The sequence below is a fragment of the Paraherbaspirillum soli genome, from assembly GCF_042654985.1.
Taxonomy (GTDB): Bacteria; Pseudomonadota; Gammaproteobacteria; order Burkholderiales; family Burkholderiaceae_D; genus Paraherbaspirillum; species Paraherbaspirillum soli.
The window spans coordinates 118,423-145,100 of sequence record NZ_JBHSMT010000014.1; the positions used below are offsets into that span (position 1 = coordinate 118,423).

A 26,678-nucleotide genomic window follows, 5' to 3' on the forward strand; every position below is an offset into this window, starting at 1 on the left:
TGTAAGGATTTTTTTGTGGTGGTGCTTGACCGCGCAAATTTTCCGGGCACGCGTGCGTGGGACAGGCGCAAGCTGAAACTTATTCGTGTATCCGTCTTTGAATCGCATGCATGATGGCCAGGTTGTTCGCGGCGGCTTCCACCGGCAAGTCCCTGATTCTGGATATCTCTTGGTAAAGGTCCTTGATTTCTGCAGCGGCATGTTGGTTGCCGGGTTCGCTTTCAAACACGGAAAGCCCTTGCTCAAAGCTGCGACGGTCGTCGATCCACTCGTGAATGACGGTCTTGGCGAGCGTCGCCGTCAGGACTTTTTGGGCAAAAACTTTAGCGCTATTGAATGCTTGTGTCGCAGCATCGCCAAAAGCGCTGATGGCTTGAACCTCGACCACCAATACCCGCAGTGCCGAATTAAACAACCGTGAGGTTTCGATGCGCTGGACCAGGTTTTCCCGGTTGCGTACATCGTTTTGGCCAGACCGGATGGGAACGACTAACACATCGGTTGCGAGCAACGCCGAGTCGGTACTCCGGGCATCGATGCCATCGGCATCGATAATAATTTCTCGATAGTGGGTGCGATAGTACGAGTCCGGACTTTCCAGTTCCGACTCCAGGTTTTCCGTGCCGTGCACGACAAACCTTGACTTGACGCCGGCAGCATTGAACTGCGTGCTCCAGTTCAGCGAATATTCCGGCGCAGTCGCATCAATCAGAAGTACCTTGTGATGATCAAGTGCACGCAGTGCCGCCAGGTTGACCGCAAGCATTGACCTCTTGGCGTTGTCGTCCTCGCTGAAAATCGTGATGATCATGGATCCTCCGATGCATTAAACATGTCAACGATGCAGCGCGCGGCAGACACCCATTCAGCAGCGTCGCCAGCGACGTCCATTTGACGAATTCAATTTAGCGTTATCGACATAAAGATGTCGTAAAAAGTCTGACGCGCTCTATAAATAAAAAATAAAAATCGGGCATTGCCGGGCATCCGTGACCTACTTCATTGCATAGTCATTTATCGGATGACGCGGCCGATTTCTTTCTCTTCCAATGTTGCGGGATCGAGCTGGCAGATATCGGGAAGTCCAACTTCCTTCGGCGAAGATTTACATAAAAATTACGTTCTTCACATCGTTATTTACATCATTTTTACATGCGCTGTACTACAACTTAATTGCTCGTTCGAGCATGTATGCGAAGGAGAAATGCCATGACTCTCGCAATCTGGCTGCCGGCAATGTTCGTATTAGGCTTGCTCGGCCTGGGACTTTGCCTGGCGTTCGTGAGCGCCTGCGAAAACATTTAAGGAGACCATCATGGCCTGGCTTGCAGCGGTGATATCGGCGCTTGTTTTCGTCTACCTATTTGCGGCACTGATCCGGCCGGACTGGTTCTAGACGAGACCAATGGCTTGATTGAGGGGAAATGCTCATGTGGATTCTGCCTTTGCTGTTGCTGCTGACCGCCATCGCGATGGCGATCCCGTTGAGTCGCTACATGGCGTGGATCATGGACGGCCAATATCGTGCGCCGCGTCTGTTGCACTGGTTTGAGCAAGCTCTCGACAGCGGAGCGCAGGACTGGAAGCAATATGTGATCGCGCTGCTGGTGTTCAACGCCGCGCTGTTCGTTTTTGGTTTTGTGGTGCTGTCGCTGCAGCCGATCATGCCGCTGAACCCGCTGGGCAGGGGAATGCTGGCGCCATCGACCATCTTCAACACGGTGGTGTCGTTCATGACCAATACCAATCTTCAGCACTATTCCGGCGACCAGCATTTTTCAAATTACAGCCAGCTGTTTTTCGTTATCACCAATATGTTCCTGTCGGCGGCGGTCGGACTGTGCGCGCTGGCGGCGATCATTCGCGCCTTGCGCGGGGATAGTACCGTAGGCAATTTTTTTGTCGATATGTGGCGCGTGGTGGTTTATATGTTCGTTCCTGCTGCGTTGCTGTCAGGGGTGCTGTTCATCCAGCAGGGCATGCCGATGACGTATCAAAGCGCGCATCAGGTGACGACCTTGGAGCCGGCGGCGATGGGCAGCACCGACAAAGGGCTGGCCAAACCGCAGACGATCATCGTTGGCCCGGTCGCCGCGGTGATCCCGATCAAGATGCTGGGTACCAACGGCGGCGGGTTTTACGGCATGAACTCGGCCCATCCGCTGGAAAATCCGACCGCGGTGACCAACTTCGTTACGACGCTCGACATGATGTTGTTTCCGTTTGCGCTGGTGCTGATGTACGGCCGGATGCTGAAACGATTGCGGCATGCGGTGGTGATCTTCAGCGTGATGCTGACGATGATGATCGGCTTGATCGGATGGGCGATTTATTGGGATACGCTGCAGCCGAATCCGGGGCTGACCGCACACGCCGTTAGCCGCAGCTATGACATACCGAGCCCGGGCGCGCCCGGCGGCAAGCAGGTCATCACGATACCGCCGGTGGCGGCTTTGCCGGTCGAACAGCACCTGGGCAATCTGGAAGGCAAGGAATTGCGCTTCGGGACATCGGCCGGCGCGACCTTTGCCGCCATCACGACCGACGTCACCTGCGGCGCCGTCAACGCCGAGCACGACAGCCTCAATCCCATGGCCGCCTTGTCGCCGCTGATCGGCATGTGGATCAACTGCGTGTTCGGCGGCAAAGGCGTGGGGATGATCAATCTGCTGCTGTTCCTGATCATCGGCATCTTCCTGGCGGGCCAAATGGTGGGCCGCACGCCGGAATACCTGGGTCGGAAAGTCGGTGCGCGAGAAATGAAACTGGCGATGGTCGCGCTGCTGGTGCATCCGATTTTCATTCTCGGGCCTACCGGACTGTTCGCCGCCAGCGATTGGGGCACCAAGGCCGAGAGCAATCCGGGAGCCCACGGCTTTACGCAGATCACATACCAGTTTTCATCGGCCTCCGCCAACAACGGCTCGGCCTTCGACGGGCTCGGTACAACCTACGGTTTTAACAACAATCCGACCCCATCGCCGACGGCCGTGCAATGGGACACCTCGACCGGCCTGGTGATGATGTTCAGCCGCTATCTGCCTATCGTGGCGCCGATTGCGATGGCCGCGAATCTCGGCCGCAAGAAGAGAACGCCAGAGACGCTGGGCACGATGCGGGACAATACTTTGACGTTTGGCCTGCTGCTGCTCGGTACCATCGCGATCATCGGTGCGCTGCTGTTCTTGCCGGTGGCGGCGTTGGGGCCGTTGGCTGAACATCTCGGCCCAATTCCGTTCGGCGGTTAGCCAAAGGAGTTCGCAAAAATGGAATCAGCCAGTGTTTTGAAGACGCCGGATGTTGTGCCGCAAGAGCCGCCTCCGGTCGGGAATGGCGCGCGCCCCGGCCTGTTCGAATGGCGGATGGCGCGTGCCGCCCTTAAACACGCATTCGTTGCGTTGCGGCCGGATGTGCAGTGGAAAAATCCGGTGATGTTCGTGGTCGAGATCGGCGCCGTGCTGACCTTGGTTTTCGTGCTGCAGATGGCGTTCGGCGCATCACCAAGCCAGATCCCGATCACTTACTTCATCGCGTTGGATTTCTGGTTGTTCCTGACGGTGTTGTTCGCCAACTTCGCCACCGCCATCGCGGAAGAACGCGGCAAGGCGCAAGCTGATTTTTTGCGTCGCACCCGGCGCAACACGATCGCCTACCTGCTGCGCGATGGCCAGGTAAAACAGGTGTCGTCGATCACACTGGCGCCGGGCAATCTGGTGGTGGTGAAAGCCGGCCAGGTGATTCCCAGCGATGGCGAAGTGGAGCGGGGTGTCGCTTCGGTCGACGAGTCGGCCATCACCGGCGAATCTGCGCCGGTGATCCGGGAAGCCGGCGGCGACCGTTCCGGCGTCACCGGCGGCACCACCGTGTTGTCCGATGAGATCATCGTGCGCATTACCGCCAACGCCGGCGAAACCTTTCTCGACCGTATGATCGCCTTGGTTGAGGGCGCAGTGCGACAACGCACTCCCAATGAAATCGCGCTGACGCTGGTGTTGTCGGCGTTCACGCTGATCTTCCTGATCGTGGTGGTGCCGCTGTGGGCGATGGCGTCCAATGCCGAGCAATATATGGCGAGCTATCTAGGCCTGTCCGAGCCGCTGAAGAGTCTCGGCACCGATATTCCGACACTGGTGGCGCTGCTGGTGTGCCTGATCCCGACCACCATCGGTGCGCTGCTGGCGGCAATCGGCATCGCCGGCATGGATCGGGCGTTGCGCGCCAACATCATCGCCAAGAGCGGCAAGGCGGTCGAGGTGGCAGGCGACGTCGATACGGTGGTGCTCGACAAGACCGGCACCATCACCATGGGTAATCGGCGCGCCACCGGGTTCTTTCCCATAGGCGAATATAGCGAGTCCGACCTGGGCCGCTTGGCGGCATTGGCATCCGCAGCCGATCAGACTCCGGAAGGCAAAAGCATTGTCGCCGTGGTGCTGGCGCACGGCGCCAACGAAGCAGCCATTGCGGCTCCGGCCGAGGCCCGGTTTATCCCCTTTACCGCGCAGACTCGCATGAGCGGCATCGATATGCTGGATGGTCGGTCGATTCGCAAGGGCGCGCCAGATTCGATGATGAGATATGTGGAAAATCTGGGCGGCACCGTGCCGCATGAACTGCGCCAACTGGTGATCGACGCCGGGATCAAGGGCGCGACACCGCTGGTGGTGTCCGAAAACAAGCAATTCGCCGGCGTGGTGCTGCTGCAGGACGTGCTAAAGACCGGTATCCACGAGCGCATCCAGCGCTTGCGGCGGATGGGTCTGCACACCGTCATGGTGACCGGCGATAACGCGCTGACGGCAGCTACGATTGCGCACCAGGCGGGCGTTGACGAGTTCATTGCCGAAGCCACTCCCGAAGCGAAACTGACTTACTTGAGGAAGGAGCAGGCCGAAGGCAAGCTGGTGGCGATGATGGGCGACGGCACCAACGACGCGCCGGCGCTGGCGCAAGCCGATGTCGGCCTGGCGATGAACTCGGGCACCCAGGCCGCGAAAGAGGCCGGTAATATGGTCGACCTCGACAGCGACCCGACCAAGCTGATCGAGGTGGTCGAGATCGGCAAGCAACTGCTGATGACGCGCGGGGCGTTGACGACATTTTCGATTGCGAACGATGTGGCCAAGTATTTCGCGATCGTGCCGGCGCTGTTTGCCGGCACGCTGCCGTGGCTCAAGGTGATGGACGTGATGCAGTTGCACTCGCCGACTTCGGCGATCCTGTCCGCGGTGATTTTCAACGCCGTCATCATTCCGCTGCTGATCCCGGTTGCGCTCAAAGGCGTGAAGTACCGGCCATTGGGCGCCGACGCGCTGTTGCGCCGCAATCTGCTGATCTGGGGACTGGGCGGCGTCATCATTCCGTTTATCGGCATCAAGCTGATCGACTTGTTGATGGTTGCCCTGCATCTGGCTGCATAGGAGAAGTCATGTTGCGCACTCTATCGAAAAGCCTGTTGCTGCTGGCACTGACCGTAGTCCTGGTCTGCGGCATTTATCCTGGCATCCTGTGGGTCGTCGGCCAGACGGTTTTCCCGTTCCAGGCGAATGGCAGCATCGTCGCCGGTCCGGACGGCAGGCCGGTCGGTTCGCTGCTGGTCGGGCAGCCATTTACGAAAGACGAATACTTCCAGCCGCGGCCCTCTGCCGTTTCGTACGATGCCTCGGCATCCGGCTCTTCATCGCTGGCGGCCTCCAATTATTTGCTGCGCGATCGGGTGGCGCGGATGCTCGGTCCCATCGTCAAATATCGCAGCGGCCCAAAGCAGGGGAAACCGGCGGCGCCTGATGTCGAGAGCTGGTTCCAGGCCGACCGGTATATGGGGCAGCCGCACTTGGTCGCTCAATGGGCGGATGCGCATAACGGGCTGGCGCAGGCTTGGGTCAATGCCGACCCGGCGCATGCGAAATATGTCGATGCATGGGCGCAGCACCATCCGCAGGCCGTGACCGCATGGATCAAGGCCAACCCGGCAACGCCGCAGCCGAAGGCGGCGGATCTTGCGATCCCTTTCTTTGAATCGTTCTCTGCCGAACATCCCGGCCGGTTCCCATCGGCCGCCATGCATCCGGACGCGAACGGCCAGCCGGTCAGCGCTATCGAGCCGGTGCAGGACGGCACTGATATTCAATCCATCTTTTTCGATATGTGGCGGCAGGAACATCCGAACGCAGAGTTACAGGACGTGCCGGGAGATATGGTGACAGCCTCGGGCTCCGGCCTCGATCCCGATATCACACTGGCGAACGCGGAATATCAACTGGAGCGGGTTGCCGCCGCATGGGCCAAGGATACAAAACGCGAACCGGCGCTAGTGGCTAAGGAAATCAGAGATCTGCTGCAGCAGAAAGCGCGCGCGCCGTTGCACGGGCTGGCGGGTGAGCCATTGGTCAATGTGCTGGAAGTCAATCTTGAACTGCGCAGGCGCTATGGAGCGCCTGCGTAAGCGACAGTTTCTTAATGGATCGTTACCAACCGTAGCGACGCGCGTAAAAAGTTTTCATCGCCTGCGTCAGCAGCATGTAACCCAATAAGATCGCGGCCAGCCAGCCGAAATAACTCAGCGGCAAAGCTTGCAGTTTGAAATATTCCGCGAACGGCCCCATAGGCAGGAAAACGCCAATCGCCATGATCGTCGCCGTGGTGATCAGCAGCGGCCAGGAGGCGCGGCTTTGCAGAAACGGAATTTTGCGGGTCCGGATCATGTGCACGATCAGCGTTTGCGTCAACAGCCCTTCGACAAACCAGCCGGATTGGAACAGCGTTTGGGTAGCGGGAGTATTGGCGCGGAAGACATACCACATCAGCGCGAAGGTCGCGATATCGAACACCGAACTCATCGGCCCGAAGAAAATCATGAAGCGTCCGATTTGTCCGGAATTCCAGCGCTGCGGTTTTGCCAGCAAATCGGTATCGACGTTATCCAGAGGGATCGCCACTTGCGAAAAGTCATAAAGCAGATTTTGCACCAGCAATTGCAACGGCAACATCGGCAGAAAGGGCAGGAACACGCTGGCTAGCAATACCGAGAAAACATTGCCGAAATTGGAACTGGCCGACATCTTTGTGTACTTGAGCATGTTGGCGAATGTTTTTCGTCCTTCCATCACGCCTTGTTCCAGCACCAGCAGGCTTTTCTCCAGCAGAATGATATCCGCTGCCTCCTTGGCGATATCGACAGCCGAATCGACCGAGATGCCGATATCCGCCGCACGCAATGCAGCTGCGTCGTTGATGCCGTCGCCGAGGAAGCCGACGATATGCTCGCCTTGCCGCAGCGCCCTGACTATCCTTTCCTTGTGCAATGGAGTGAGTTTGGCAAACACGTCGTAGCGTTCGACCGCCAGCGCCAATTCGGGATCGGACATTGCCTCGACCTCGGCGCCGAGCAATATGGCGTCGCAGGCCAGACCGACTTCGCGGCAGACTTTGGCTGTCACCTTGTCGTTGTCGCCGGTCAAAACCTTGACCCGAACGCCGTGCCTTTGCAGTGCGTTGATGGCGGGTGCCGTGGATTCTTTCGGCGGGTCGAGAAACGCGATGTAGCCGAGCAAAGTCAGCTCCGCCTCGTCCTCGACGTCGTAACTTTCCTTGTCAGGGGCCCGTTCGCGGACGGCGACAGCAACCACCCGCAATCCTTCTTCATTGAGCGCGCTGGTGACCCTGCGGATGCGCGCTAGCAAGTCGGGTGTCAGCGCGGAAGTTGTACCGTTCTCATGCACCTTGCTGCATACCGACAGTATTTCGTCGACAGCGCCCTTGCAGATCAGCAGATGATGATCTTCACGCTCGGCCACGATGACCGACATCCGGCGCCGGTGGAAATCAAAGGGTATTTCGTCGATTTTGCGAAAATGTCCGGCGACATTCAATTTGCTTTGCAGTTCGACGTGTTCCAGTACCGCGACGTCCAGCAGGTTCTTCAATCCGGTCTGGTGGTAGCTGTTCAGGTAGGCGTATTCGAGCACCTTGTCCGACGCCGCGCCGAAGATATCGGTATGCCGTTCCAGGAAAATTTTGTCTTGGGTCAGGGTGCCGGTCTTGTCGGTGCACAGTACGTTCATGGCGCCGAAGTTTTGAATCGCATCGAGCCGTTTGACGATGACCTTTTTGCGCGACAGATGGATGGCGCCCTTGGCCAGCGTTGCCGTGACGATCATCAACAGCATTTCCGGCGTCAGTCCCACTGCGATCGAGAGCGCGAACAGTGACGCGCTCCACCAGTCGTGCTTGGTGAAGCCATTGATCAGCAACACGATAGGCACCATCACCAGCATGAAGCGAATCAATAGCCAGCTGACTTCATTGACTCCGCGCTGGAAAGCGGTGGGCGAGCGGTCGGTCTTTAACACGCGTTCGGCCAACATGCCGAAATAGGTGTTCTTGCCGGTATTGACGATGACTGCCGTGGCCGCGCCGCTGATCACGTTGGTGCCCATGAAGCAGAGATTGTCCAGGTCCAGCGGGTTGGATGCGGCGCCGCTCGTCTGCTGCGCGAATTTCTCGACCGGCAGCGATTCGCCGCTCATCGCGGCCTGGCTGACAAACAAATGCTTGGCCGATAGCAGGCGTACATCGGCCGGGATCATATCGCCTGCGGACAGCGCGATGACGTCGCCAGGCACCAGCAGCTTGATCGGGATTTCGATTCTGTTGCGCGGATGATGCGCTTCCGGGAAATGGCAGTCTTCGCGGCTTGTCCCCAATCCGTCTTGCGTGGCGCTGCGCCGCAGCACCGTAGCGGTATTGCTGACCATCGATTTGAGTTTTTCTGCCGCCTTGTTGGAGCGGGTCTCCTGCATGAACCTGATCAGCGTACCGAGCGCCACCATGGAGCCGATGACAATTGCGCCTTTGGCATCATCGGTGCAGTAGGAGATCGTCGCCAGCACGGTGAGCAGCAGGCTGAAAGGATTTTTGTAGCAATGCCACAGATGCATCCACCAGCGCAGGGTGCGCGCTTGCCCGATTTCATTAGGGCCGACCTGATCGCGAATCCTGGCCGCCTGCGCCTCGGTCAAGCCGTCGGCATGCGTGCCCAGCGATGGAAGCAGCAGCTCCGGCGTGGTATTCGACGCGGCAACCAGGTTTTTGGTCAGCGTCGATGTCAAGCCGTTGTCTGTATCGCTGCGTTTGCCGATGTCGAACCAGGCGAGGCGTTGAAAATGACGTTCCAGACCGCGGGTTCGGACGAATGTGCTGAAAGCTTGCTGAAGCATTGAAATGTTCATCTAACGTGTTTTTTGCATCGACGACGTGAATGCCGGGTCGTTGCCGGTGAAGAGGAATTCTTAAAAAATCCGCGCCAGATTACACATTTGCTTGTAAAAAAATCGTAAAGATTGGCGATTTTCTGATGCCCTGTTGTGCCGGGCATTGCGTCGCGGTGAGCGCGCACCTGGAAAAAATTACGAAATTTTTATATGAAAACGCGTATTGTTTTTCGACCACGATTGATAAATATCGGCCCTTCTCCAAGCTGGAAGATAAATGCAATGCGCGTCGCCAAATTACTGCAACCGGATTTTCTGATGAGCCCGTTCGCGAAATTTCTTTTTCCTGAAAATATTCGGCTGGACGTTGCCGCATTCGACAAGACCCAGGCATTTGCACAGGTTGCGGCCGTGTTTGAGCGTGAACATCGGATCGGTTATTCACAGGTCTACGAGGGTTTGCGGGCGAGAGAACAACTGGATTCGACCGGCTTGGGGTGCGGCGTGGCGCTTCCGCATGCGCAAATCAGCGGATTGCGCGCGCCGATGATGGCATTCGTGCGGCTCAGGATGCCTATTGGATTTGATGCGCCGGATGGACTGCCGGTGTCTGACCTATTGGTGCTTCTGGTGCCGGGCAAAGGATCGCAGGAATATCTGCAGCTGCTGGCCGAGATCGCCGGTGTTTTGTGCGATGCCAGCTTTCGCGAACAACTTTGTACTGCGCATGACCCGTACGCCGTGTGGCAGCTTTTTGTGCGATGGCGGCGGTCACATGCGCATTGATGAGAGTTTTAAGACTTGTCGCGACAGCTTTCGCACGCCTGCCGATTTGCTCAAATCGGTGTAAACTGACGGCTCGACAGACGCAAAGCTGCTTGCGTCTGTTTTTTATTTCTCTCACGATTGTCAGCAGTGCCACGTACCCTTCTTATTCCGCTTATCGTTGCTTGTGCGCTGTTCATGGAAAACATGGACGCGACGGTGATCGCGACCTCGTTGCCGGTGCTGGCGCACGATCTCGGGCAGGAACCGTTGATACTGAAACTGGCGTTGACCGCGTATGTGGTCGGGCTCGGCGTGTTCATTCCGATCAGCGGCTGGGCGGCGGATCGGTTTGGCGCGCGCACGGTGTTTCGGACGGCGATCGCGGTCTTCATGACGGGGTCGCTGTTGTGCGCGGTATCCAGTTCGCTGGCGGCTTTTGTCGCTGCCCGTTTCTTGCAGGGCATAGGCGGCGCGATGATGGTGCCGGTGGGACGGATCGTGATTTTTCGTTCGGTGCAGCGGACCGAACTGGTCAAGGCCATCAGTTTTCTGACCATCCCTTCGCAACTGGGACCGGTGCTCGGGCCGCCGCTGGGCGGCTTCATCACGACCTATTTTCATTGGCGCTGGATTTTCCTGATTAATGTGCCGATCAGTATTCTCGGCATGTATCTGGCGGGCCGTTATATCGAGAACTGGCGCGCCGAGCAGATGCAGCCGCTCGACACCAAGGGCTTCGTCTTGTCCGCCGTCGGCAGCACGCTGCTGATGCTGGGTTTGTCGCTGATCGACGGCGAGTTGCTGGCGTCGCAGCTGGCATTCGGCATGTGCGTCATCGGGGCGCTTACTTTATATGCCTATTTGCGGCACGCCCGGCGCGAACCTTCTCCTTTGCTGGATTTGCGCTTGCTGCGGATTCCGACTTTTCGCGCCAGCGTGCTGGGTGGCTCGTTGTTCCGGATCGGTCTGGGAGCGGTACCATTTTTATTGCCGCTGTCGTTGCAGCTCGGCCTCGGCATGAGCGCCTTTCACGCCGGCACCATTACCTGCGCTTCCGCCTTCGGTGCGATTTTCATGAAAGCGATCGGCACGCAGGTCCTGCGGCGCTTCGGTTTCCGTTCGGTATTGATCTGGAATGCGGTGCTGGCCGGGCTGGCGCTGGCCTCGTATGGCTTGTTCACGCCGAGCACGCCTTATCTGGTGATGATGGCGGTGGTGTTGTTGGGCGGCTTTTTCCCGTCTATGCAATTCACTTGCCTCAATACGATGGCATATGCCGACCTGGGCGATGCCGATGTCAGCCGCGCGACCAGCCTGGCCAGCGTGGTGCAGCAGATTTCGCTCGGCCTGGGGGTCACCATCGGCGGCCTGGCGGTGCATTTTTCGAGTCATTTGCAGGGGCACTCGACCATCGTCGCCGGCGATTTCTGGCCGGCCTTTGTTGTCATCGGGCTGTTTTCGATGGCCTCGATTCCTGTTACCCGCCGCCTGCCTTCAAATGCGGGCGCCATGCTGACCGGGCACAACCCCGCATAGTCACGCACTATTCATCCAGCTATTAAACGAGAAATTCTGATAGCAGATTATAATTAATCGAATTTTCTAACGGCAGCGCTGTCTTTATCCTGCCAGCTGCCTATTATTCATTTCGCCGTTGTCCCGCTTCGCGCGCCCTGTAGTCGCTGCTTGCTTGTCTTCCATCGTCCCGCTGTTTTCAAAAGGAAAGCCCGTCCATGCATCAAGCCGTCGAATTGTTCATCCAGGATCTGGCCGTGATCATGTTGGTCGCCGGTGTCGTGACCTTGATATTCCATCGTTTCAAGCAGCCGGTGGTACTGGGTTATATCGTCGCCGGCGCCATCATCGGACCGCATACGCCGCCGTTCTCGCTGATCACGGACCAACACACGATTCAGATTCTGGCCGAACTGGGCGTGATCTTTTTGCTGTTTTCGCTGGGGCTGGAGTTCAGCCTGAAAAAACTCGGCAAGGTCGGCGCCACGGCGTTTGTCACGGCGCTGGCGGAGATTACGCTGATGCTGTGGATCGGTTATGAAATCGGGGTCTACTTTGGCTGGAAGACGATGGATGCGGTGTTCCTCGGCGCCATGCTGGCGGTCTCTTCGACCACCATCATCGTCAAGGCGCTGGATGAGCTGGGGATGAAGCATGAGCGCTTTGCACAGCTGATTTTCGGCATCCTGATCGTCGAAGACGTGCTGGCGATCGGCATGATCGCGCTGCTGTCGGGGATTGCCACCAGCGGTTCGGTGGACGCCGGCGATGCCGCGATCACTATCGGCAAGCTGGTGCTGTTCATGATCGTGGCGCTGGTGCTGGGGATTTTGATCGTGCCGCGTCTGCTGGATTATGTAGCCAGGTTCCACAGCAAGGAAATGCTGTTGGTGACGGTGCTGGGCCTGTGCTTCGGGTTTTGCTTGCTGGTGATGAAGCTGAATTACAGCGTGGCGCTGGGCGCTTTCATCATCGGTGCGGTGATGGCGGAATCGCGCCACCTGTATCGGATCGAGCACCTGATCGAACCGATACGCGATATGTTCAGCGCCATCTTTTTCGTCGCTATCGGCTTGCTGTTCAATCCCGCCATCCTGGCTCAATACTGGTTGCCGATTACGCTGATCACGCTGGCGGTGGTGATCGGCAAGGTGCTCAGTTGCAGCCTCGGCACTTTCTTGTCGGGCCACGACGGCCGCACCTCGATGCGGGTCGGCATGGGGCTGGCTCAGATCGGCGAGTTTTCATTCATTATCGCGGCGCTCGGGGTCAGCCTGAAAGTGACCAGCGATTTCCTGTATCCGACCGTGGTGGCGGTGTCGGCCATGACCACCTTGTTGACGCCTTACTTGATCAAGCTGGCCGATCCGCTGTCGGCCCGTCTGGCGACCGCGATGCCGGACAAGATGTCCGCGGTATTCGGCATGTATTCCAGCTGGCTCGGCAGCCTGCAACCGCAGGGCGATCGCGCCGCGCTGTCCAGGATCATCCGCCAGATCCTGATGCAGGTGATCGTCAATCTGGCGCTGGTGGCCGCGGTGTTCATCGTCGCCGCCTATTTTGCCGACAGTCTCGGCCGCAGCATGGCGTCGTGGGTGGCCGATCCGGAGATCCAGAAAGCCGTGGTGTGGGGCGGGGCGCTGGTGCTGTCTTTGCCGTTCCTGATCGCCACCTACCGCAAGTTGCAGGCGCTCAGCATGTTGCTGGCCGAAATCGGCGTCAAGCCGGAACTGGCCGGTTCGCACAGCCGCGGTGTGCGGCGGGTGATCGCGGAAGTGATCCCGGTGGTATCCATTATCGGCATCATGTTGATGATGGCTGCCCTCAGCAGCCGCATCCTGCCGCCGACCAAGTTGTTGATCCTGGTGCTGATCGGCGCCGCCGGCCTGGTGCTGTTGTTGTGGCAACGCTTGGTCAAATTGCACTCGAAGCTGCAAATTGCGTTGCATGAAACGCTGGAACAACCGCCCGACGAGAAAAAATAATTGCTGCCGGCCGGGAAGTTCTGCATGCTGAATGACAAAGGGTGGCAATTGATTAGTTAAAATAGCGTCTTTACTTCTCTTACAAGATACAGCCATGACTGCCATGACCCAGGACCAACTCAAGCAAGCGGTTGCCCGCGAAGCCATTAAATATGTGGTGGATGGCGAATACGTCGGGGTCGGCACCGGCTCCACCGCTAACTTCTTCATCGACGAACTGGCCAAAATCAAGGACCGCATCAAAGGTGCGGTGGCGTCGTCGGAAGCAACCGCCGCGCGCCTGCGCAGCCACGGCATCGACGTGGTCGAACTGAACCAGGTCGCGATTCTGCCGGTGTATATCGACGGCGCCGATGAAATCACGCCGCAGGGCGCGATGATCAAGGGCGGCGGCGCAGCGCTGACGCGCGAAAAAATCGTGGCCTCGGTCGCCGATAAATTCATTTGCATCGCCGACGGCTCCAAGCTGGTCAATGTGCTTGGCAAATTTCCGCTGCCGGTCGAAGTGATTCCGATGGCGCAAGCGGTGGTCGCACGCAAATTGGCCAAACTGGGCGGCGAGCCGAACTTGCGCTTCAAGGATGGCAAGCCGCTGATCACCGACAACGGTTGCGTGATTATCGACCTGGTCAACCTGAAGATTGCCGATCCGGTCGAACTGGAACGGCAAATCAACCAGATCACCGGCGTCGTCACGGTCGGCCTGTTCGCCGCGCGCGGGGCCGATGTTTGCCTGCTGGGGAACCCGGACGGCGTGAAGACCCTGACCTTCTAAATAGCAGGTCGCCTTTAAAAACCGTAGCGAGCGACCCGAGATTGGGTCGCGCGGCAGGTTTCAATCCCATTTTTTGCAAGACCCCGTAACAGCGCTGAGACAGCCTTAATCGATTGCAAGGTCGATTAAGGTTAAAGCGTTATATATCAAAAGAAAGTTGGAAAGCTGTTTATGAGTTTATTTCGTACCAAAGACCTGGACCTGATGATCAGTTCCAGTAAATCCGATAGCGGCCTCAAGCGTACGCTGGGCGCGATGGATCTAACCTTGTTGGGAGTCGGCGCGATTGTCGGTACCGGTATTTTTGTGCTGACCGGAACCGGCGCAGTGCAGGCCGGTCCGGGTCTGTCGCTGTCGTTTATCCTGGCCGCCCTGGCCTGCGGCTTTGCCGCGCTGTGTTATGCCGAGTTCGCTTCCACCGTGCCGGTGTCCGGTTCGATTTATACCTACAGCTACGCGACCATGGGCGAAATCGTGGCCTGGATCATCGGCTGGGACCTGATGCTGGAATACGGCCTGGCCACCTCGGCGGTCTCGGTCGGCTGGTCGGGTTACATGCAATCGCTGTTGTCCGGTTTCGGCATCACGCTGCCGACCGTGCTGACCGCCGCTCCGGGAGCTGTGCCCGGCGTGACGACCTGGTTCAATTTGCCGGCGTTCTGCATCCTGCTGGTGATTACCGCCTTGTTGTCGATCGGGATTCGCGAGTCGGCCCGCGCCAACAACATCATGGTGTTTATCAAAGTGGCGGTGGTGCTGCTGTTTATCGCGGTCGGCGCCGGTCATGTGCAGCCGGTCAACTGGCAGCCTTATCTGCCGTTCGGTTACAACGGCGTATTCAACGCTGCCGCCATCGTGTTTTTTGCTTTCATCGGCTTTGATGCGGTCACCTCGGCCGCCGAAGAGGTCAAGAATCCGGCGCGCGCGCTGCCGATCGGCATCATCGCTTCGCTCGGCATTTGCGCTTTGCTGTACGTGGTGGTGGCTGCCATCATGACCGGCATCGTGCCGTATCACAAATTCGCCGGAGTCGACCATCCAGTCTCGCTGGCGCTGCAATATGCGGGAGAAAACTGGGTCGCCGGCTTTGTCGACCTGGGTGCGATCATCGGCATGACGACCGTGATCCTGGTGATGACTTACGGCCAGACCCGGATCCTGTTCGCGATGTCGCGCGACGGCTTGCTGCCGAAAAAACTGTCCAGCATCCATCCGCGTTTCGCCACGCCGGTGTTCACCACCTGGCTGGTCGGTATCGTGTTTGCGCTGATCGCCGCCGTGGTGCCGCTCAACATCCTGGCGGAACTGATCAATATCGGTACGCTGGTGGCGTTTTCGCTGATCGCGGTGGCAGTGCTGGTACTGCGCAAAACCCGTCCCGATTTGCCGCGCGCGTTCCGCTGCCCCGGCGTGCCGTTTGTGCCGCTGGCGGCGATTGGATTCTGCGTATTCCTGATGCTGCACTTGCAGGTCGTGACCTGGATTGCCTTCCTGTGCTGGATGGCGATCGGGTTTGCGGTGTATTTCGGTTATGCACGCAAGCGTTCTTTGCTGCATGTAGATTAAACGAGCGAAAAAAAGCCGGTGCTGCAATCGCACCGGCCTTTGAACAGCAGATCGAAGGCAAGCCATTCATACGGCTTGCTTTTTTTTGCTTCGTGTTTTTGGACCAAGCCCAAAATAACGGGAGTAGGGTGGATGAGCGTAGCGTTATCCACCGATGGATGCGTCACATTTGTTTGACGCATCTAAAACGGCGGAAGACGCTACGCTTTTCCGCCCTACTTAGTTACTTCGCCATTGCCGTGTTCGCTTTCGCCTTCGCTTCATCCCGCGCAATCACGATGCTCAAACGCGCCGGATCTATCCTGCTGCGGAAGGCGGCGTTGACCTGGTCGACCGTCAATGCGCTGATCTTGTCTTCCATCTGCTTGCTCCAGGCAAAAGTGCGGTCCAGGTCGAGGAACCTGGCCCAGCCGGCGCTCAGTGCGTTGTCTTGCGCGCGCGAGCGTTGGTTTTGCTGCAGGATGCCGGATTTGGCGCGTGCCAGTTCGTCGGCGCTGAAGCCGTCTTTCAGCGCCCGCGCCAATTCTTCCTTGACCGCCAGATCCACCTTTTCCAGGTTTTGCGGTGCGGCGATGGCCTGGATGTTGAAGCTGGCCGCGCGGCTGATGGCATCGACTTCCAACGCCGAGCCGACGCCGTAGGACAGGCCGTCCTTTTGCCGGATGCGGTCCATCAGGCGCGATTTCAGGCTGCTGCCGCCAAACAGGTAGTTAGCCACCATCAATGCCGGATAGTCGGCGTCGTCTTCCCGCATGTCCAGATTCAGTCGCGCCAGGTAAAAGCCGTTTTCCTTTTCCGGCGCGTTGATCGCTTTCTGCATCGGTGCGATGTCGAAATTCTGACGGATCACGCGTTGATACGGGGCCGCGCTTTGCCAATCGCCGAAAGTATCCTGGACCACCTTGGTGATCGCGGCCGGATCGAAATCGCCGACAATCGCCAGCTCGCCGTGCGAGGCGCCGAAAAAGTCATGATGAAAGGCGCGCACCTCGGTCAGCGTAGCCGACTTGATGCCGGTGATTTGCTGGTCTACGGTCAGCTCCGATAGCCAGTGGCCCGGCGGATATTGGTCGAAGTGCTGGTTGATGGCTTCTTCGGCCAGCGTGTTGGGATCGTTGCGCGATGCTTCCAATCCGACCACGGCTTCATTGCGCAAGCGTTCGAATTCGGCCGAGTCAAAGCGCGGTTGCTTGAGCACGTTGGCGATCAGTTGCAAGGCGCCGGCCAGGTTGCCGCGGGTGGTCTGGAATTGATACAGGCCGCCGCTGATTTTCAGCTTTGAAAATTCGTCGGCCAGCTGGTCGCGGCTCAGCGTGGTGCTGCCGCGCAGCAGCATGGCGTCGGCCAGTTCGGCTGCGATTTTTTTGCCGTACAGGCTTTTTTCATCGCCCCATTGCAGCTTCAATCTGACCGATACGGTTTCGCCGCGTGTCTTTTTCGGCAGCAGCGCGAGTTTCAAGCCGCCGACAGTCAGGCGCTGGGTACGGGCGTCGATATTGGCCTGGGACGGATCGAAAGCCTCACCGTCGGCTATCGCCTGCTGCGGCGTGTATTGCTTGATCAGCTCGGCGACGCTGGGTGCCGTCGGCACCTCGGCACGCTGCGGTTGCTCTTCCGGCAGGAACAGACCGACGGTGCGGTTGTCACGTTTGAAGTAGTGCGCCGCTGCCGCCGCTACCTGGGCCGAAGTCGTTTTATTCAGCAGGTCGCGTCCTAAAAACAGCAAGCGCCAATCGCTCAGCGCAATCGAGTTCGACATTGCAACGCCGACCTTTTGATGATCGTTCAGCAGCTTTTCAAAACCGTTGGCGTTGCTGAGACGGACTCTTTCCATTTCTGCCGCGGTCGGCGGCGTCGCCGCAAATTGCTCGACGCCGTCGATCAGCGCTTGCCGTACCGGTTCTATCGGCTCGCCTTTTTTGACCACCGCAGCGATGATTTCCAGGCCAGGCGCATAGCCGCTCATTTCATAATTGAACACGGCGGTGGCCTTGCCGGTCTCGACCAGGCTCTTGTGCAACCGTCCATTCGGGGTGTCGGCCAAAATCGATCCGGCATAGGTCAGCGCAGTGCTGTCGGGGTGCAAGTCGCTTGGGATCTTGTACGCAACCGCCACAATCTGCACATCGCCCTGGCGTCGCACCGTGACGCTGCGTTCGCCATCCTGGGTCGGCTCCACGGTCCAGAAGTCGCGCATTTTACGAGTCGGCTTCGGCATCTTGCCAAAGGCCTGGCTGACCCAGGCCAGCGCCTGTGCCGGCTCGAATTTGCCGGCGATCAGCAGCACCGCATTGTCCGGCTGGTAGTAAGTGCGATAAAAGGCTTGCAGGTTCTCGATTTTGACGTTTTCGATATCGCTGCGGTTGCCGATGGTCGGTTTGCCGTAGTTGTGCCAGTCATAGGCGACCCCTTGCAGGCGTTTCACCAGGACGTTGAACGGCGAATTTTCACCTTCTTCGTATTCATTGCGGACCACCGTCATTTCGCTGTCCAGGTCTTTCCTGGCAATGAAGGAGTTCAGCATGCGGTCCGCTTCCATGTCGATCGCCCATTTCAGGTTGTCGTCGCCGGCCTGGAAGATCTCGAAGTAATTGGTGCGGTCGACGCTGGTGGTGCCGTTGAACGACATGCCGCGCTGGCTGAAATCCTTGGGAATCGACGGATGCTTGGGCGTGCCCTTGAACATCAGGTGTTCCAGCAAATGCGCCATGCCGGTTTCGCCGTAGTTCTCAAAACGCGAACCGACCAGGTAGGTCATATTGACGGTGACGGTCGGCTTCGAGGCATCGGGGAACAACAGCACTTTGAAGCCATTGGCAAATTGGTATTCGGTAAGGCCTTCGGCGGTCGGGCCCTGGGTCACTCCGGCGGGCAGGGCGGTGGGCTTGGCGGCTTCGGCGGGAGCAATGAAGCCCAAGCTGCAGGTGGCCGCCAGAAGGCATGACAGCAAGCGATTGGACCAGGAAAGTTGGCGGAATGGGAGCATGAATTTTCCGATCTATGAAAGTGAGAATACGGATGAATCTGCGAGTCACCTCTAAAAACCTACTGCGCGGCCCAATCTCGGGGCTGTGATGCTCGCCGTACCACCGTACGGCTGCGCTTCTCGCCCCGACCTTGGGCCGCTCGCTACGGTTTTTAGAGGCGACTTAAACCAATGTAGTTGAAACTGACGACCTGAAATTGATGTGTTGCCGGGCAAAAAACATGCTGTGTATTTTGCCCGGTAGGTGCGTGGAAGAGATCTTGTGCGGACCGGACTTTTTATTCAGTCGGCGGCACATAGCCGCTGGCGGCGTCGGCGCCTGAGCCGAAGAAGTGGTTTTCCATCTGCTGCGCCAGGTATTTGCGGGCGCGGACATCGGCCAGGTTCAGGCGGTTTTCGTTGACCAGCATGGTCTGGTGCTTGAGCCATGCAGCCCAGGCTTCTTTCGAAACCTGTTGATAAATGCGTTGGCCCAGTTCACCAGGATAAGGAGGGAAGTCGAGACCTTCGGCTTCTTTGTCGAGTTTGATGCAATGAATCATGCGTGCCATGGCTTTTCCTTGAAGGTTTGGGGGTCTTGCTCGCCGGTTGCAGGAGCGTGGTCCAGCAACCGGCAAATGGGTTATTCAATCAGCGTTAAAGGTTCTTGATCAACACCAGCGATTTACGCTGCCAGTTGTACATGTGCTGGCGGTCTTTCGGCAGGTTGTCGACGGTTGCGTGGACAAAGCCGCGGCGCAGGAACCAGTGCGAAGTGCGAGTGGTCAGTACGAACAGCTTGGTCAGGCCGGCCGCCCGGGCCCGGCTTTCCATGTGTTTCAGGATGCGCTCGCCATCGCCTTGCGCCTGCACTTCGGGATTGACCGTCAGGCAGGCCATTTCGGCCATTCTTTCAGCCGGGAACGGATACAGCGCGGCACAGCCGAAAATCACGCCGTCATGCTCGATCACCGAGAAGTAGTGGATTTCGCGTTCGATCAATTCGCGGCCGCGCTTGACCAGGGTGCCGTCGGCTTCCAGCGGTTCGATCAGTTTCAGGATGCCGCCAACATCGTCAATCGTGGCTTCGCGCAGGCTTTCCAGGTTTTCATACGAAATCATGGTGCCGACGCCGTCATGCGTAAACAATTCGAGCAGCGCCGAACCGTCGGTCGCAAACGGCACCACATGCGCGCGCGGCACGCCGGCGTTGCAAGCCTTGATCGAGTGCTGCAAATAGAATGCCGAATCGGCCGGCAGGCAACCGCTGTCCAGCACCGCTTGCGCCTGATGCGAAGACAGTTCGCGGATCTCGGCGTCGCCGGCATCTTTCATCAGCGGCGTTTCGCTGATGAAGATCAGTTTTTCGGCGCGCAAAGCGATCGCCGCCGATACCGCCACATCTTCCATGGTCAGGTTGAACGCTTCGCCGGTCGGCGAAAACCCCAGCGGCGACAGCAACACCAAACCGCCGGCATTGAGGATCGGATGAATCGTTTCATAGTCGATCTTGCGCACCACGCCGGTCAGTTGCAGGTCGGCGCCGTCGATCACGCCGAGCGGTCGTGCCGTCACGAAGTTGCCGGAAATAATGCGGATCGCGGCATGCGCCATCGGCGTGTTCGGCAAGCCCTGGCTGAATGCGGCTTCGATATCCAGGCGCAGTTCGCCGGCCGCTTCCTTGGCGCATTCCAGCGCTGCGGTGTCGGTAATGCGCAAGCCGTTGTGAAAGCGCGCCTCGACATTGCGCAGCGTCAGTTGCTCTTCCACCTGCGGCCGCGAGCCGTGCACGATGACTACCTTGATGCCGAGCGCATGCAGCAGCGACAGGTCCTGCGCCAGCACCGGCAGGGCGCCGGCAGTGACCAGTTCACCCGGGAAAGCGACGACAAAGGTCTTGCCGCGAAAGGCGTGGATATAGGGGGCGACTGAGCGTAGCCATTGGACGAATTGGGTGGGATTTTCCATGCCGCACATTATATACAGGACGCACCGCCGGCTGCATGGATTTGACTATGTTGGACGCGGTTTTGCTGGCAACTCCCGTCATTGCAAATAGTTGGAGCGGAAGGGAATGAGATAATCCGGCGATGATAAATACGATTACCGTGGAATTCGACCCCGCCGAGGTGCAAAAACTGTTGCAGCACGCCTCGGCGGCTAGCGAACATTTGCCGTGCATGGGTGATCAGTTCGTTGCCAAATATTATGCCGGCGGCAAAGTGATCGGCAATGACGACGGTCCCGACATCAGCCGGATCGACACCGCGAAGATCCCGGCCGCGCTGTTTCTGGTCAACGATTCGTTTTTGATGAGCAATGGCGTCAATCCGGCGCAAGCCAGCCCGTGCGTCTATAAAAACGACCACATGCCCTCCGAGATGCAGAACGAGAGCGATGCTCATGCCTTGGGCGCGGAGGATTTGCCCATCGTCACCAAGATCCTGGTCAGCGACTTTGATGGCATCGATGCCGCACAGCTGGTCCGGATCGTGTTTCAGGACGATCCGCGCAAGGGGCTGATTGTTTCGCTGGAGATGGTGAACGATAGCTGTGAGACGCCGGATGTCAGAATCATCAGTCGCCGCTCGTAGCTAAAAAGCTAGCGATTCACTATTTTTTTTCAATGGCTTTTTTTGCAATTAATTAAGCATGGACAGCTGACCGAAAGCAATAAATGAAATATTTGATGGCTTATTCCGACCAGATAAAAGAACAGGTACAGCAACTTGTCGAAAATAAGAAACTGGCCGATGTGCTTTTAAAAAGATATGCCGCAGCGCATGAGATCAGGACCGATAAAGCGCTTTACCAGTACGTTCAGGACTTGAAGAATAACTACATGCGCAATGGCGCGCCGATCAGCAAGGTCAGCTTCGATAGCAAGATGCATGTGATCCAGCATGCGTTGGGTTTGCATACCTCGATTTCCAGAGTGCAGGGAAGCAAGCTTAAATCGAAGCATGAAATCAGCGTTTCTTCCCTGTTTAAAAATGTGCCGATCGAATTCTTGAAGATGATCGCGGTGCACGAGTTGGCGCACCTCAGGGAGAAAGAGCACGATAAGGCTTTTTATAAACTGTGTACGCATATGGAGCCGCAATATCATCAATATGAATTCGATTTGAGGCTGTATCTGACGCATTTGGATACATCCGGAGATCCTTTGTGGTCTTAATCACCTCTAAAAACCTACTACGCGGCCCAATCTCGGGCCTGCGATGCTCGCTGTACATCCGTACAGCTGTGCTTCTCGCCCCGACCTTGAGCCGCTCGCTACGGTTTTTAAAGGTGCCCTGAAAAATATATAGAGCGCGCTAAAAACGCTAAAAGATTGCTGCAGGAAATAACAGGTATTTCTTCATTGATTTTCGGCAGTTATTTTGCTTATCCTTAATATAGTTTCTGCCCATCATTCAGATTGTTTCGGCACGAAAATAATGCTGTATAGCCACCCCGGAATTGCCTTTCGAAATTGCAGATAATGTGTTGTTTTTTTCGGACGCTGAGAGCCCATAGATTTACGCTATTCCCCTATGAGAACGAGCAAAAATGCGACAAAAAATAATTGTCACACGAAGTAATTTAATGAGACCTCTTGCTCAAATTTTCGCAGCGCTGCACTATTCAATCTCCAATTAAATTAGGAGACAAAATGAAAAAAACGTTACTCGCAATCGCTGTCCTGGGCACCATTTCCACTGTTGCTTCAGCACAAACGAACGTCACGATTTACGGCGTGATCGATACAGCGATTCGCTTTACCAACAACCAGGTAACTTCTACCGGCACTCTGGGCAAACAGACTGCCATGACCGAAGGCTCGTTCCAGGGTTCACGTATTGGATTCAAGGGCAGCGAAGACCTGGGTGGCGGCACCTCCGCCATTTTCCAGTTGGAAAACGGTTTTCAGAGTAACAACGGTGCAACCGACCAACAAGGCCAGATCTTCGGTCGTCAGGCATTTGTCGGACTGCGCAGCAAAACCTTGGGTGAGTTCACCGTCGGCCGTCAATACGGTCTGGCGTTTGAAACACTGGGCAACTACGATCCTTTGGGCATCGGTAACTTCGTAGAAAACGAATGGGCTTCTTTCCTGTACGGCATTCGTTTCGACAACACCGCCAAATACACCAAGAGCTTCGGCCCGGTGACGGCGGCATTGCAATACTCGTTCGGTGAACAGGCTGGCAAAACCAGCATCGGCTCGACAGTTGCCGGTTCCTTGAACTACACGCAAGGCACCTTCAACCTCGGCGGCGTCTATCAGCAATCGAAAGATGCCAACTCAGCCGAGATGAAATTGGGCGGCGTCGGTACAGCGTGGGGCGTTGGTCCTGCAACCCTGTATCTGCAAGTGTTCCAGGCGCGCCGCGATCCAGGTTTTGCCAAGGCGGCTTCGAACAGCGGCGGTCCGCTGGCCAACACCAGCATGACGTCCAACTCGGGCAATACGCTGCGTCGTACCGACAGCGTGCTGACTACCGGTGTCTTGTATCAAGCCACGCCGGCGATGGGTTTTACCCTCGGCTACATGTATGACAAGATCAAGAACGTATCGTCTGCTGGCGATAAGGGACGGATCTCAAGCGTGTATGCAGTCGCCGATTACAACCTGTCCAAGCGTACCGACGTCTATGTTGAAGTCGATCGCACCACGCTGGGCGGCGGCGAAATCCAGGACGTGAATGGCGTGATGCCGTTTGCCGGCAGCAGCCTCGGCGCTGGCGGTCCTAATACTGCTTCGTCCCGTAACGGCGTCGGTATCGGTCTGCGTCACAAGTTCTAAGCTGACTTTGTAGTTGCAACGAAAATAGAAAGCCCAACCGCAAGGTTGGGCTTTTTTGTTTTTGTGCTCGCTGGAGAGTACTTTGTGGATGGCGATAAGAGTAATCTAGACGACTGAATCGGCCCGCTTTTTCATCGCCTCGCAATCACTCCTCAGCACTGCCATGACCAGCTGCAAACTGCCCGAACTGATTGAACTGGAGCGCATCATCGCGTCCGGCGGGCCGCAGCTCGAAGTGCGGACAGTGTGCGAAATCGCCGCCGGCGGCCAGCGTCTTCCGGTGTATGCGCTGGCGCTGGGGAACCCGGGGCCGGCTGCGCCGGCGGTGGGTTTTTTCGGCGGCGTGCATGGCTTGGAACGGATCGGCACCCAGGTGCTGCTGGTGTTTCTGCACAGCTTATTGATGCGCTTGCGCTGGGACGATGTGCTGCACCAGCAACTGAGCTTGGTGCGCCTGGTGTTCATGCCGCTGGTCAATCCGGGTGGCATGTGGCAGGGCACCCGCTGCAATACGCATGGCGTCGACCTGATGCGCAACGCGCCGATCGACGCCAGCGACAAAGTGCCTTTTTTGCTGGGCGGACAGCGCATCAGCGCGCGTCTGCCGTGGTATCGCGGCAGCGCCGGCGGCCCGATGGAAATCGAAAACCAGGCGGTTTGCCGTATCGTCCGGGAAGAGTTGTTGGCGCGCGACTTCAGCCTGGCGCTGGACTGCCATTCCGGCTTCGGTTTGCGCGACCGCATCTGGTTTCCCCATGCGTACACCGCGGTGCCGATTTCGCACCTGCCCTATATCAGCGCGCTGGAATATTTGTTCGAGCAAACCTATCCCCATCACAACTACATTTTCGAACCGCAAAGCCGTCAGTACCTGACCCACGGCGACCTGTGGGACTACCTGTATCTGGGCGTGGCTGCGGGCGGCCCGCGCGTGTTTTTACCGCTGACGCTGGAAATGGGATCGTGGCTCTGGCTTAAAAAAAATCCGCGCCAGTTATTTTCGCGTCAGGGTTTCTTTAATCCCTTGCCCGGCCATCGTCTGCAAAGAGTGCTGCGCAGCCATTTGATCTGGTTCGACTTCCTGGTGCGCGCCGCGTGCGGCTATCAACGCTGGCTGCCGCAAGGCGATGCGTGCGGTCAGCATCAGCAGCGGGCTTATTCCCGCTGGTACCCAGAAGAACTGCGAAAAGAATTGCGCGGAGCGTCGCGGTGAGCACCTGGGTCTTGTTGCGCGGCTTGATGCGGGAGGCCCGCCATTGGGGCGATTTTCCCAGCGTGCTGGGCGCGGCCATCGCCGATGCCAGGGTGGTGTCGCTGGATCTGCCCGGCAACGGTCCGCTGCACCGGATGCCCAGCCCGATGCGGGTGGAACAGATGGCGCAATACTGCCGCCAGGAGTTGCGCGCACGCGGCATCGCGCCGCCGTATCACGTGCTGGCGTTGTCGCTGGGGGCGATGGTGGCGGTGGCATGGGCTACCGCTTATCCGCAAGAACTGAGCGCTTGCGTCCTGATCAATACCAGCCTGCGTCCGCTCAATCCGTTTTACCGCCGCTTGCGTCCGCACAATTACCTGGACGTATGCAAGTTGGGCCTGATGCCGCTGGATCAGGAGCGGCAGGAACGCTTGATCTTGCGCCTGACCAGTTGCCGCGGCGATGCCCAGTGGGCGATTGTCGATGCCTGGGTTGCTTACAGGCGCGAATACCCAGTCTCGCGCCGCAATGCGCTGCGTCAATTGAGCGCCGCCATCCGCTATCGGGCACCGGCGACACCGCCGGTCACGCCGATGCTGGTGCTCGCCGGTGCCCAGGATAAATTGGTGGATGCGCGCTGCTCGCAACAGTTGGCCAGTCGCTGGCAAACCGCTTTCGCCATGCATCCCGGCGCCGGCCATGATTTGCCGCTGGACGATGCGCACTGGGTGGCGCAGCAGGTGCGCGACTGGCTAACTGGTGCTACAGGGCAGCTCGAAAAACCGTAGCGAGCGGCGGCCCAAGGTCGGGGGACGATGTTGCAACACCTACAGCCGTACGGTGATACGGTGAGCATCGCAGCCCCGAGATTGGCGGGCTTGCCAAACCCTGCAGTAGTTTTTCCGAGGTGCCTTACAGGTCGACCAGCTCCAGGCTCACGATAGTCAGCGCGCCGCCGACCTTGTTGACTGAAAACTTGACCTTGTCGCCGGCCTTGAACTGATCCAGCATGGCCGGATCGCCGGCTTTGAACAGCATCGTCATGGCCGGCATGCCGAAGTTGGGGATTTCGTCGTGTTTGATGGTGATCTTGCCGCTGCTTGCGTCGACTTTGCGGATCTCGCCGTTCACCAGCGGCAGTGCAGTCTTGTCTTCCGGTGTGATTTGGGTTTCGACGGCGCCGTTGGCGGCCATGCTGCTCGCCGGCAAGCCGATTAACAAGGTACCCAGGATCGCGAGTAATTGAAGATATTTCATGGGGCTGATTCCTTTCAAACTAAGTGATTAAATAGGCTGGTATCTGGACGGTATCGCTTCCTATGTGATTGAAAAGAAACACATGGTCCAATACCGTCCCAAAAAAGTACCGTTTTTTTACAGCTCGTTACGTAATGTTGAGAATAAATAGTCTGTCCGGACGGCAATCAATGTGCAGCAATGACCGCCACCCGGCCCCTCATGCCGGCTTCGTAGTGACCGGGTTCCAAACAGGCAAATTCGAGCTTGGCGGCCTGGCTGAATTTCCAGATCAAGGTCGCGCTTTTACCGGGTTCCAGCGTCACCTGATTGGCATCGGCATGCTCCATTTCGGGGATTTTGCGCATCAGGGCGGCGTGTTCCGCCAGTTCGGCCGCGCTGCCGAGCACCATTTCATGTTTCAGCTGGCCGCTGTTGACGACTTCGAATCGGACGGTTTCGCCTTGCCTGACCGTCACACTGGCCGGGGTAAAGCGCATGTTGTCGGTCATCGCTATCCTGACGGTGCGGCTGACATCGGCGGCCAGGCCGGGTTCGCCGGACAGCGCGCTTGCGCCGGCGTCATGGTGATGTCCGGCATCGGCGTGGGTCATATTGGCGGCGGACAAGAGACTGATCAGCAAGGTAAAAATGGCGATCGTGTTTTTCATG

The 26,678-nt window shown here is 57.8% G+C and carries 20 protein-coding genes and 2 pseudogenes; 15 read left to right on the forward strand and 7 right to left on the reverse strand.

All coding sequences use genetic code 11. The features are described 5' to 3' along the window. Nucleotides 1-79: 79 nt before the first annotated feature. On the reverse strand, nt 80-811 hold the full coding sequence (locus tag ACFPM8_RS10860; RefSeq protein WP_378997567.1) for a hypothetical protein: 732 nt from the start codon (nt 809-811) through the stop codon (nt 80-82). A 504-nt stretch (nt 812-1,315) separates the two neighbouring features. On the opposite strand from ACFPM8_RS10860, the gene kdpF reads away from it, so the two are divergent. From kdpF to ACFPM8_RS10885, 5 genes and pseudogenes are all read left to right on the forward strand, one after another. Continuing rightward, the gene (gene kdpF, locus ACFPM8_RS10865) at nt 1,316-1,396 is read left to right on the forward strand and encodes a K(+)-transporting ATPase subunit F (protein ID WP_378997707.1); all 81 of its coding nucleotides are present in this window, start codon (nt 1,316-1,318) and stop codon (nt 1,394-1,396) included. A gap of 34 nt (nt 1,397-1,430) precedes the next feature. Continuing rightward, nucleotides 1,431-3,248 (forward strand): potassium-transporting ATPase subunit KdpA, encoded by a 1,818-nt coding sequence (gene kdpA, locus ACFPM8_RS10870; protein WP_378997568.1) that lies wholly within the window; start codon nt 1,431-1,433, stop codon nt 3,246-3,248. Nucleotides 3,249-3,266: 18 nt separating this feature from the next. After that, nucleotides 3,267-5,420 carry a potassium-transporting ATPase subunit KdpB gene (kdpB, locus tag ACFPM8_RS10875; protein ID WP_465263049.1) on the forward strand — a complete coding sequence of 718 codons (2,154 nt, stop codon included), beginning with the start codon at nt 3,267-3,269 and terminating at the stop codon, nt 5,418-5,420. Nucleotides 5,421-5,428: 8 nt separating this feature from the next. After that, nucleotides 5,429-5,719: pseudogene (locus ACFPM8_RS10880) on the forward strand (potassium-transporting ATPase subunit C); the annotation flags it as partial. A gap of 465 nt (nt 5,720-6,184) precedes the next feature. Continuing rightward, nucleotides 6,185-6,445 (forward strand): annotated as a pseudogene (locus ACFPM8_RS10885) (potassium-transporting ATPase subunit C); the annotation flags it as partial. A gap of 22 nt (nt 6,446-6,467) precedes the next feature. Here the strand turns inward: ACFPM8_RS10885 and mgtA are convergent. Further along, complete coding sequence (gene mgtA, locus ACFPM8_RS10890) at nt 6,468-9,230, reverse strand: magnesium-translocating P-type ATPase (RefSeq protein WP_378997569.1); 2,763 nt, start codon at nt 9,228-9,230, stop codon at nt 6,468-6,470. A gap of 192 nt (nt 9,231-9,422) precedes the next feature. Here mgtA and ACFPM8_RS10895 point away from each other — a divergent pair, with 192 nt between their 5' ends. The 5 genes from ACFPM8_RS10895 (at nt 9,423) to ACFPM8_RS10915 (ending at nt 15,821) form a co-directional block, all read left to right on the forward strand. After that, on the forward strand, nt 9,423-9,998 hold the full coding sequence (locus ACFPM8_RS10895) for a PTS sugar transporter subunit IIA (RefSeq protein ID WP_378997570.1): 576 nt from the start codon (nt 9,423-9,425) through the stop codon (nt 9,996-9,998). Nucleotides 9,999-10,118: 120 nt separating this feature from the next. Continuing rightward, nucleotides 10,119-11,516, forward strand: a complete 1,398-nt coding sequence (locus ACFPM8_RS10900; RefSeq protein WP_378997571.1) for an MFS transporter — start codon at nt 10,119-10,121, stop codon at nt 11,514-11,516. Between the two features lie 197 nt (nt 11,517-11,713). Beyond that, nucleotides 11,714-13,480, forward strand: coding sequence for a cation:proton antiporter (locus ACFPM8_RS10905; RefSeq protein WP_378997572.1), 1,767 nt, complete (start codon nt 11,714-11,716; stop codon nt 13,478-13,480). A gap of 103 nt (nt 13,481-13,583) precedes the next feature. After that, complete coding sequence (gene rpiA, locus ACFPM8_RS10910) at nt 13,584-14,255, forward strand: ribose-5-phosphate isomerase RpiA (protein WP_378997709.1); 672 nt, start codon at nt 13,584-13,586, stop codon at nt 14,253-14,255. Nucleotides 14,256-14,426: 171 nt separating this feature from the next. After that, entirely contained in the window at nt 14,427-15,821 is a 1,395-nt protein-coding gene (locus ACFPM8_RS10915) for an amino acid permease (RefSeq protein WP_378997573.1), read from the forward strand. Nucleotides 15,822-16,044: 223 nt separating this feature from the next. Here ACFPM8_RS10915 and ACFPM8_RS10920 read toward each other — a convergent pair whose 3' ends face one another. The 3 genes from ACFPM8_RS10920 to argA all read right to left on the reverse strand — a co-directional run bounded on the left by ACFPM8_RS10920 (nt 16,045) and on the right by argA (nt 20,754). Then, a complete protein-coding gene (locus ACFPM8_RS10920; RefSeq protein WP_378997574.1) occupies nt 16,045-18,807 on the reverse strand; it encodes a M16 family metallopeptidase in 2,763 nt (920 codons plus the stop codon). Nucleotides 18,808-19,085: 278 nt separating this feature from the next. After that, on the reverse strand, nt 19,086-19,358 hold the full coding sequence (locus tag ACFPM8_RS10925; protein ID WP_378997575.1) for an oxidative damage protection protein: 273 nt from the start codon (nt 19,356-19,358) through the stop codon (nt 19,086-19,088). Nucleotides 19,359-19,443: 85 nt separating this feature from the next. After that, entirely contained in the window at nt 19,444-20,754 is a 1,311-nt protein-coding gene (gene argA / locus ACFPM8_RS10930; protein ID WP_378997576.1) for an amino-acid N-acetyltransferase, read from the reverse strand. Nucleotides 20,755-20,876: 122 nt separating this feature from the next. Between argA and ACFPM8_RS10935 the strand changes: the two genes are divergently transcribed. From ACFPM8_RS10935 to ACFPM8_RS10955, 5 genes are all read left to right on the forward strand, one after another. After that, on the forward strand, nt 20,877-21,380 hold the full coding sequence (locus ACFPM8_RS10935; RefSeq protein ID WP_378997577.1) for a hypothetical protein: 504 nt from the start codon (nt 20,877-20,879) through the stop codon (nt 21,378-21,380). A gap of 83 nt (nt 21,381-21,463) precedes the next feature. Then, the gene (locus ACFPM8_RS10940; RefSeq protein WP_378997578.1) at nt 21,464-21,964 is read left to right on the forward strand and encodes a YgjP-like metallopeptidase domain-containing protein; all 501 of its coding nucleotides are present in this window, start codon (nt 21,464-21,466) and stop codon (nt 21,962-21,964) included. Nucleotides 21,965-22,441: 477 nt separating this feature from the next. Continuing rightward, nucleotides 22,442-23,575: a porin gene (locus tag ACFPM8_RS10945; protein ID WP_378997579.1), complete on the forward strand. Its 1,134-nt coding sequence runs from the start codon at nt 22,442-22,444 to the stop codon at nt 23,573-23,575. Between the two features lie 163 nt (nt 23,576-23,738). Further along, nucleotides 23,739-24,788, forward strand: coding sequence for a M14 family zinc carboxypeptidase (locus ACFPM8_RS10950; protein WP_378997580.1), 1,050 nt, complete (start codon nt 23,739-23,741; stop codon nt 24,786-24,788). Next, entirely contained in the window at nt 24,785-25,558 is a 774-nt protein-coding gene (locus ACFPM8_RS10955) for an alpha/beta fold hydrolase (protein ID WP_378997581.1), read from the forward strand. The genes ACFPM8_RS10950 and ACFPM8_RS10955 overlap by 4 nt, the downstream gene beginning before the upstream one ends. A gap of 124 nt (nt 25,559-25,682) precedes the next feature. On the opposite strand, the gene ACFPM8_RS10960 is transcribed toward ACFPM8_RS10955, so the two are convergent. Continuing rightward, nucleotides 25,683-26,027, reverse strand: a complete 345-nt coding sequence (locus tag ACFPM8_RS10960; RefSeq protein WP_378997582.1) for a copper-binding protein — start codon at nt 26,025-26,027, stop codon at nt 25,683-25,685. A 167-nt stretch (nt 26,028-26,194) separates the two neighbouring features. Next, complete coding sequence (locus tag ACFPM8_RS10965) at nt 26,195-26,677, reverse strand: cupredoxin domain-containing protein (RefSeq protein ID WP_378997583.1); 483 nt, start codon at nt 26,675-26,677, stop codon at nt 26,195-26,197. Nucleotide 26,678: the final 1 nt, after the last annotated feature.

What these genes read in the sequence shown, in the direction of transcription:
- ACFPM8_RS10860 (WP_378997567.1), bottom strand. Translation starts at nt 811, where the DNA reads ATGATCATCACGATTTTCAGCGAGGACGACAACGCCAAGAGGTCAATG.
- kdpF (WP_378997707.1), top strand. Translation starts at nt 1,316, where the DNA reads ATGGCCTGGCTTGCAGCGGTGATATCGGCGCTTGTTTTCGTCTACCTA.
- kdpA (WP_378997568.1), top strand. Translation starts at nt 1,431, where the DNA reads ATGTGGATTCTGCCTTTGCTGTTGCTGCTGACCGCCATCGCGATGGCG.
- kdpB (WP_465263049.1), top strand. Translation starts at nt 3,267, where the DNA reads ATGGAATCAGCCAGTGTTTTGAAGACGCCGGATGTTGTGCCGCAAGAG.
- mgtA (WP_378997569.1), bottom strand. Translation starts at nt 9,230, where the DNA reads ATGAACATTTCAATGCTTCAGCAAGCTTTCAGCACATTCGTCCGAACC.
- ACFPM8_RS10895 (WP_378997570.1), top strand. Translation starts at nt 9,423, where the DNA reads ATGAAAACGCGTATTGTTTTTCGACCACGATTGATAAATATCGGCCCT.
- ACFPM8_RS10905 (WP_378997572.1), top strand. Translation starts at nt 11,714, where the DNA reads ATGCATCAAGCCGTCGAATTGTTCATCCAGGATCTGGCCGTGATCATG.
- rpiA (WP_378997709.1), top strand. Translation starts at nt 13,584, where the DNA reads ATGACCCAGGACCAACTCAAGCAAGCGGTTGCCCGCGAAGCCATTAAA.
- ACFPM8_RS10915 (WP_378997573.1), top strand. Translation starts at nt 14,427, where the DNA reads ATGAGTTTATTTCGTACCAAAGACCTGGACCTGATGATCAGTTCCAGT.
- ACFPM8_RS10920 (WP_378997574.1), bottom strand. Translation starts at nt 18,807, where the DNA reads ATGCTCCCATTCCGCCAACTTTCCTGGTCCAATCGCTTGCTGTCATGC.
- ACFPM8_RS10925 (WP_378997575.1), bottom strand. Translation starts at nt 19,358, where the DNA reads ATGGCACGCATGATTCATTGCATCAAACTCGACAAAGAAGCCGAAGGT.
- argA (WP_378997576.1), bottom strand. Translation starts at nt 20,754, where the DNA reads ATGGAAAATCCCACCCAATTCGTCCAATGGCTACGCTCAGTCGCCCCC.
- ACFPM8_RS10935 (WP_378997577.1), top strand. Translation starts at nt 20,877, where the DNA reads ATGATAAATACGATTACCGTGGAATTCGACCCCGCCGAGGTGCAAAAA.
- ACFPM8_RS10940 (WP_378997578.1), top strand. Translation starts at nt 21,464, where the DNA reads ATGAAATATTTGATGGCTTATTCCGACCAGATAAAAGAACAGGTACAG.
- ACFPM8_RS10945 (WP_378997579.1), top strand. Translation starts at nt 22,442, where the DNA reads ATGAAAAAAACGTTACTCGCAATCGCTGTCCTGGGCACCATTTCCACT.
- ACFPM8_RS10950 (WP_378997580.1), top strand. Translation starts at nt 23,739, where the DNA reads ATGACCAGCTGCAAACTGCCCGAACTGATTGAACTGGAGCGCATCATC.
- ACFPM8_RS10960 (WP_378997582.1), bottom strand. Translation starts at nt 26,027, where the DNA reads ATGAAATATCTTCAATTACTCGCGATCCTGGGTACCTTGTTAATCGGC.
- ACFPM8_RS10965 (WP_378997583.1), bottom strand. Translation starts at nt 26,677, where the DNA reads ATGAAAAACACGATCGCCATTTTTACCTTGCTGATCAGTCTCTTGTCC.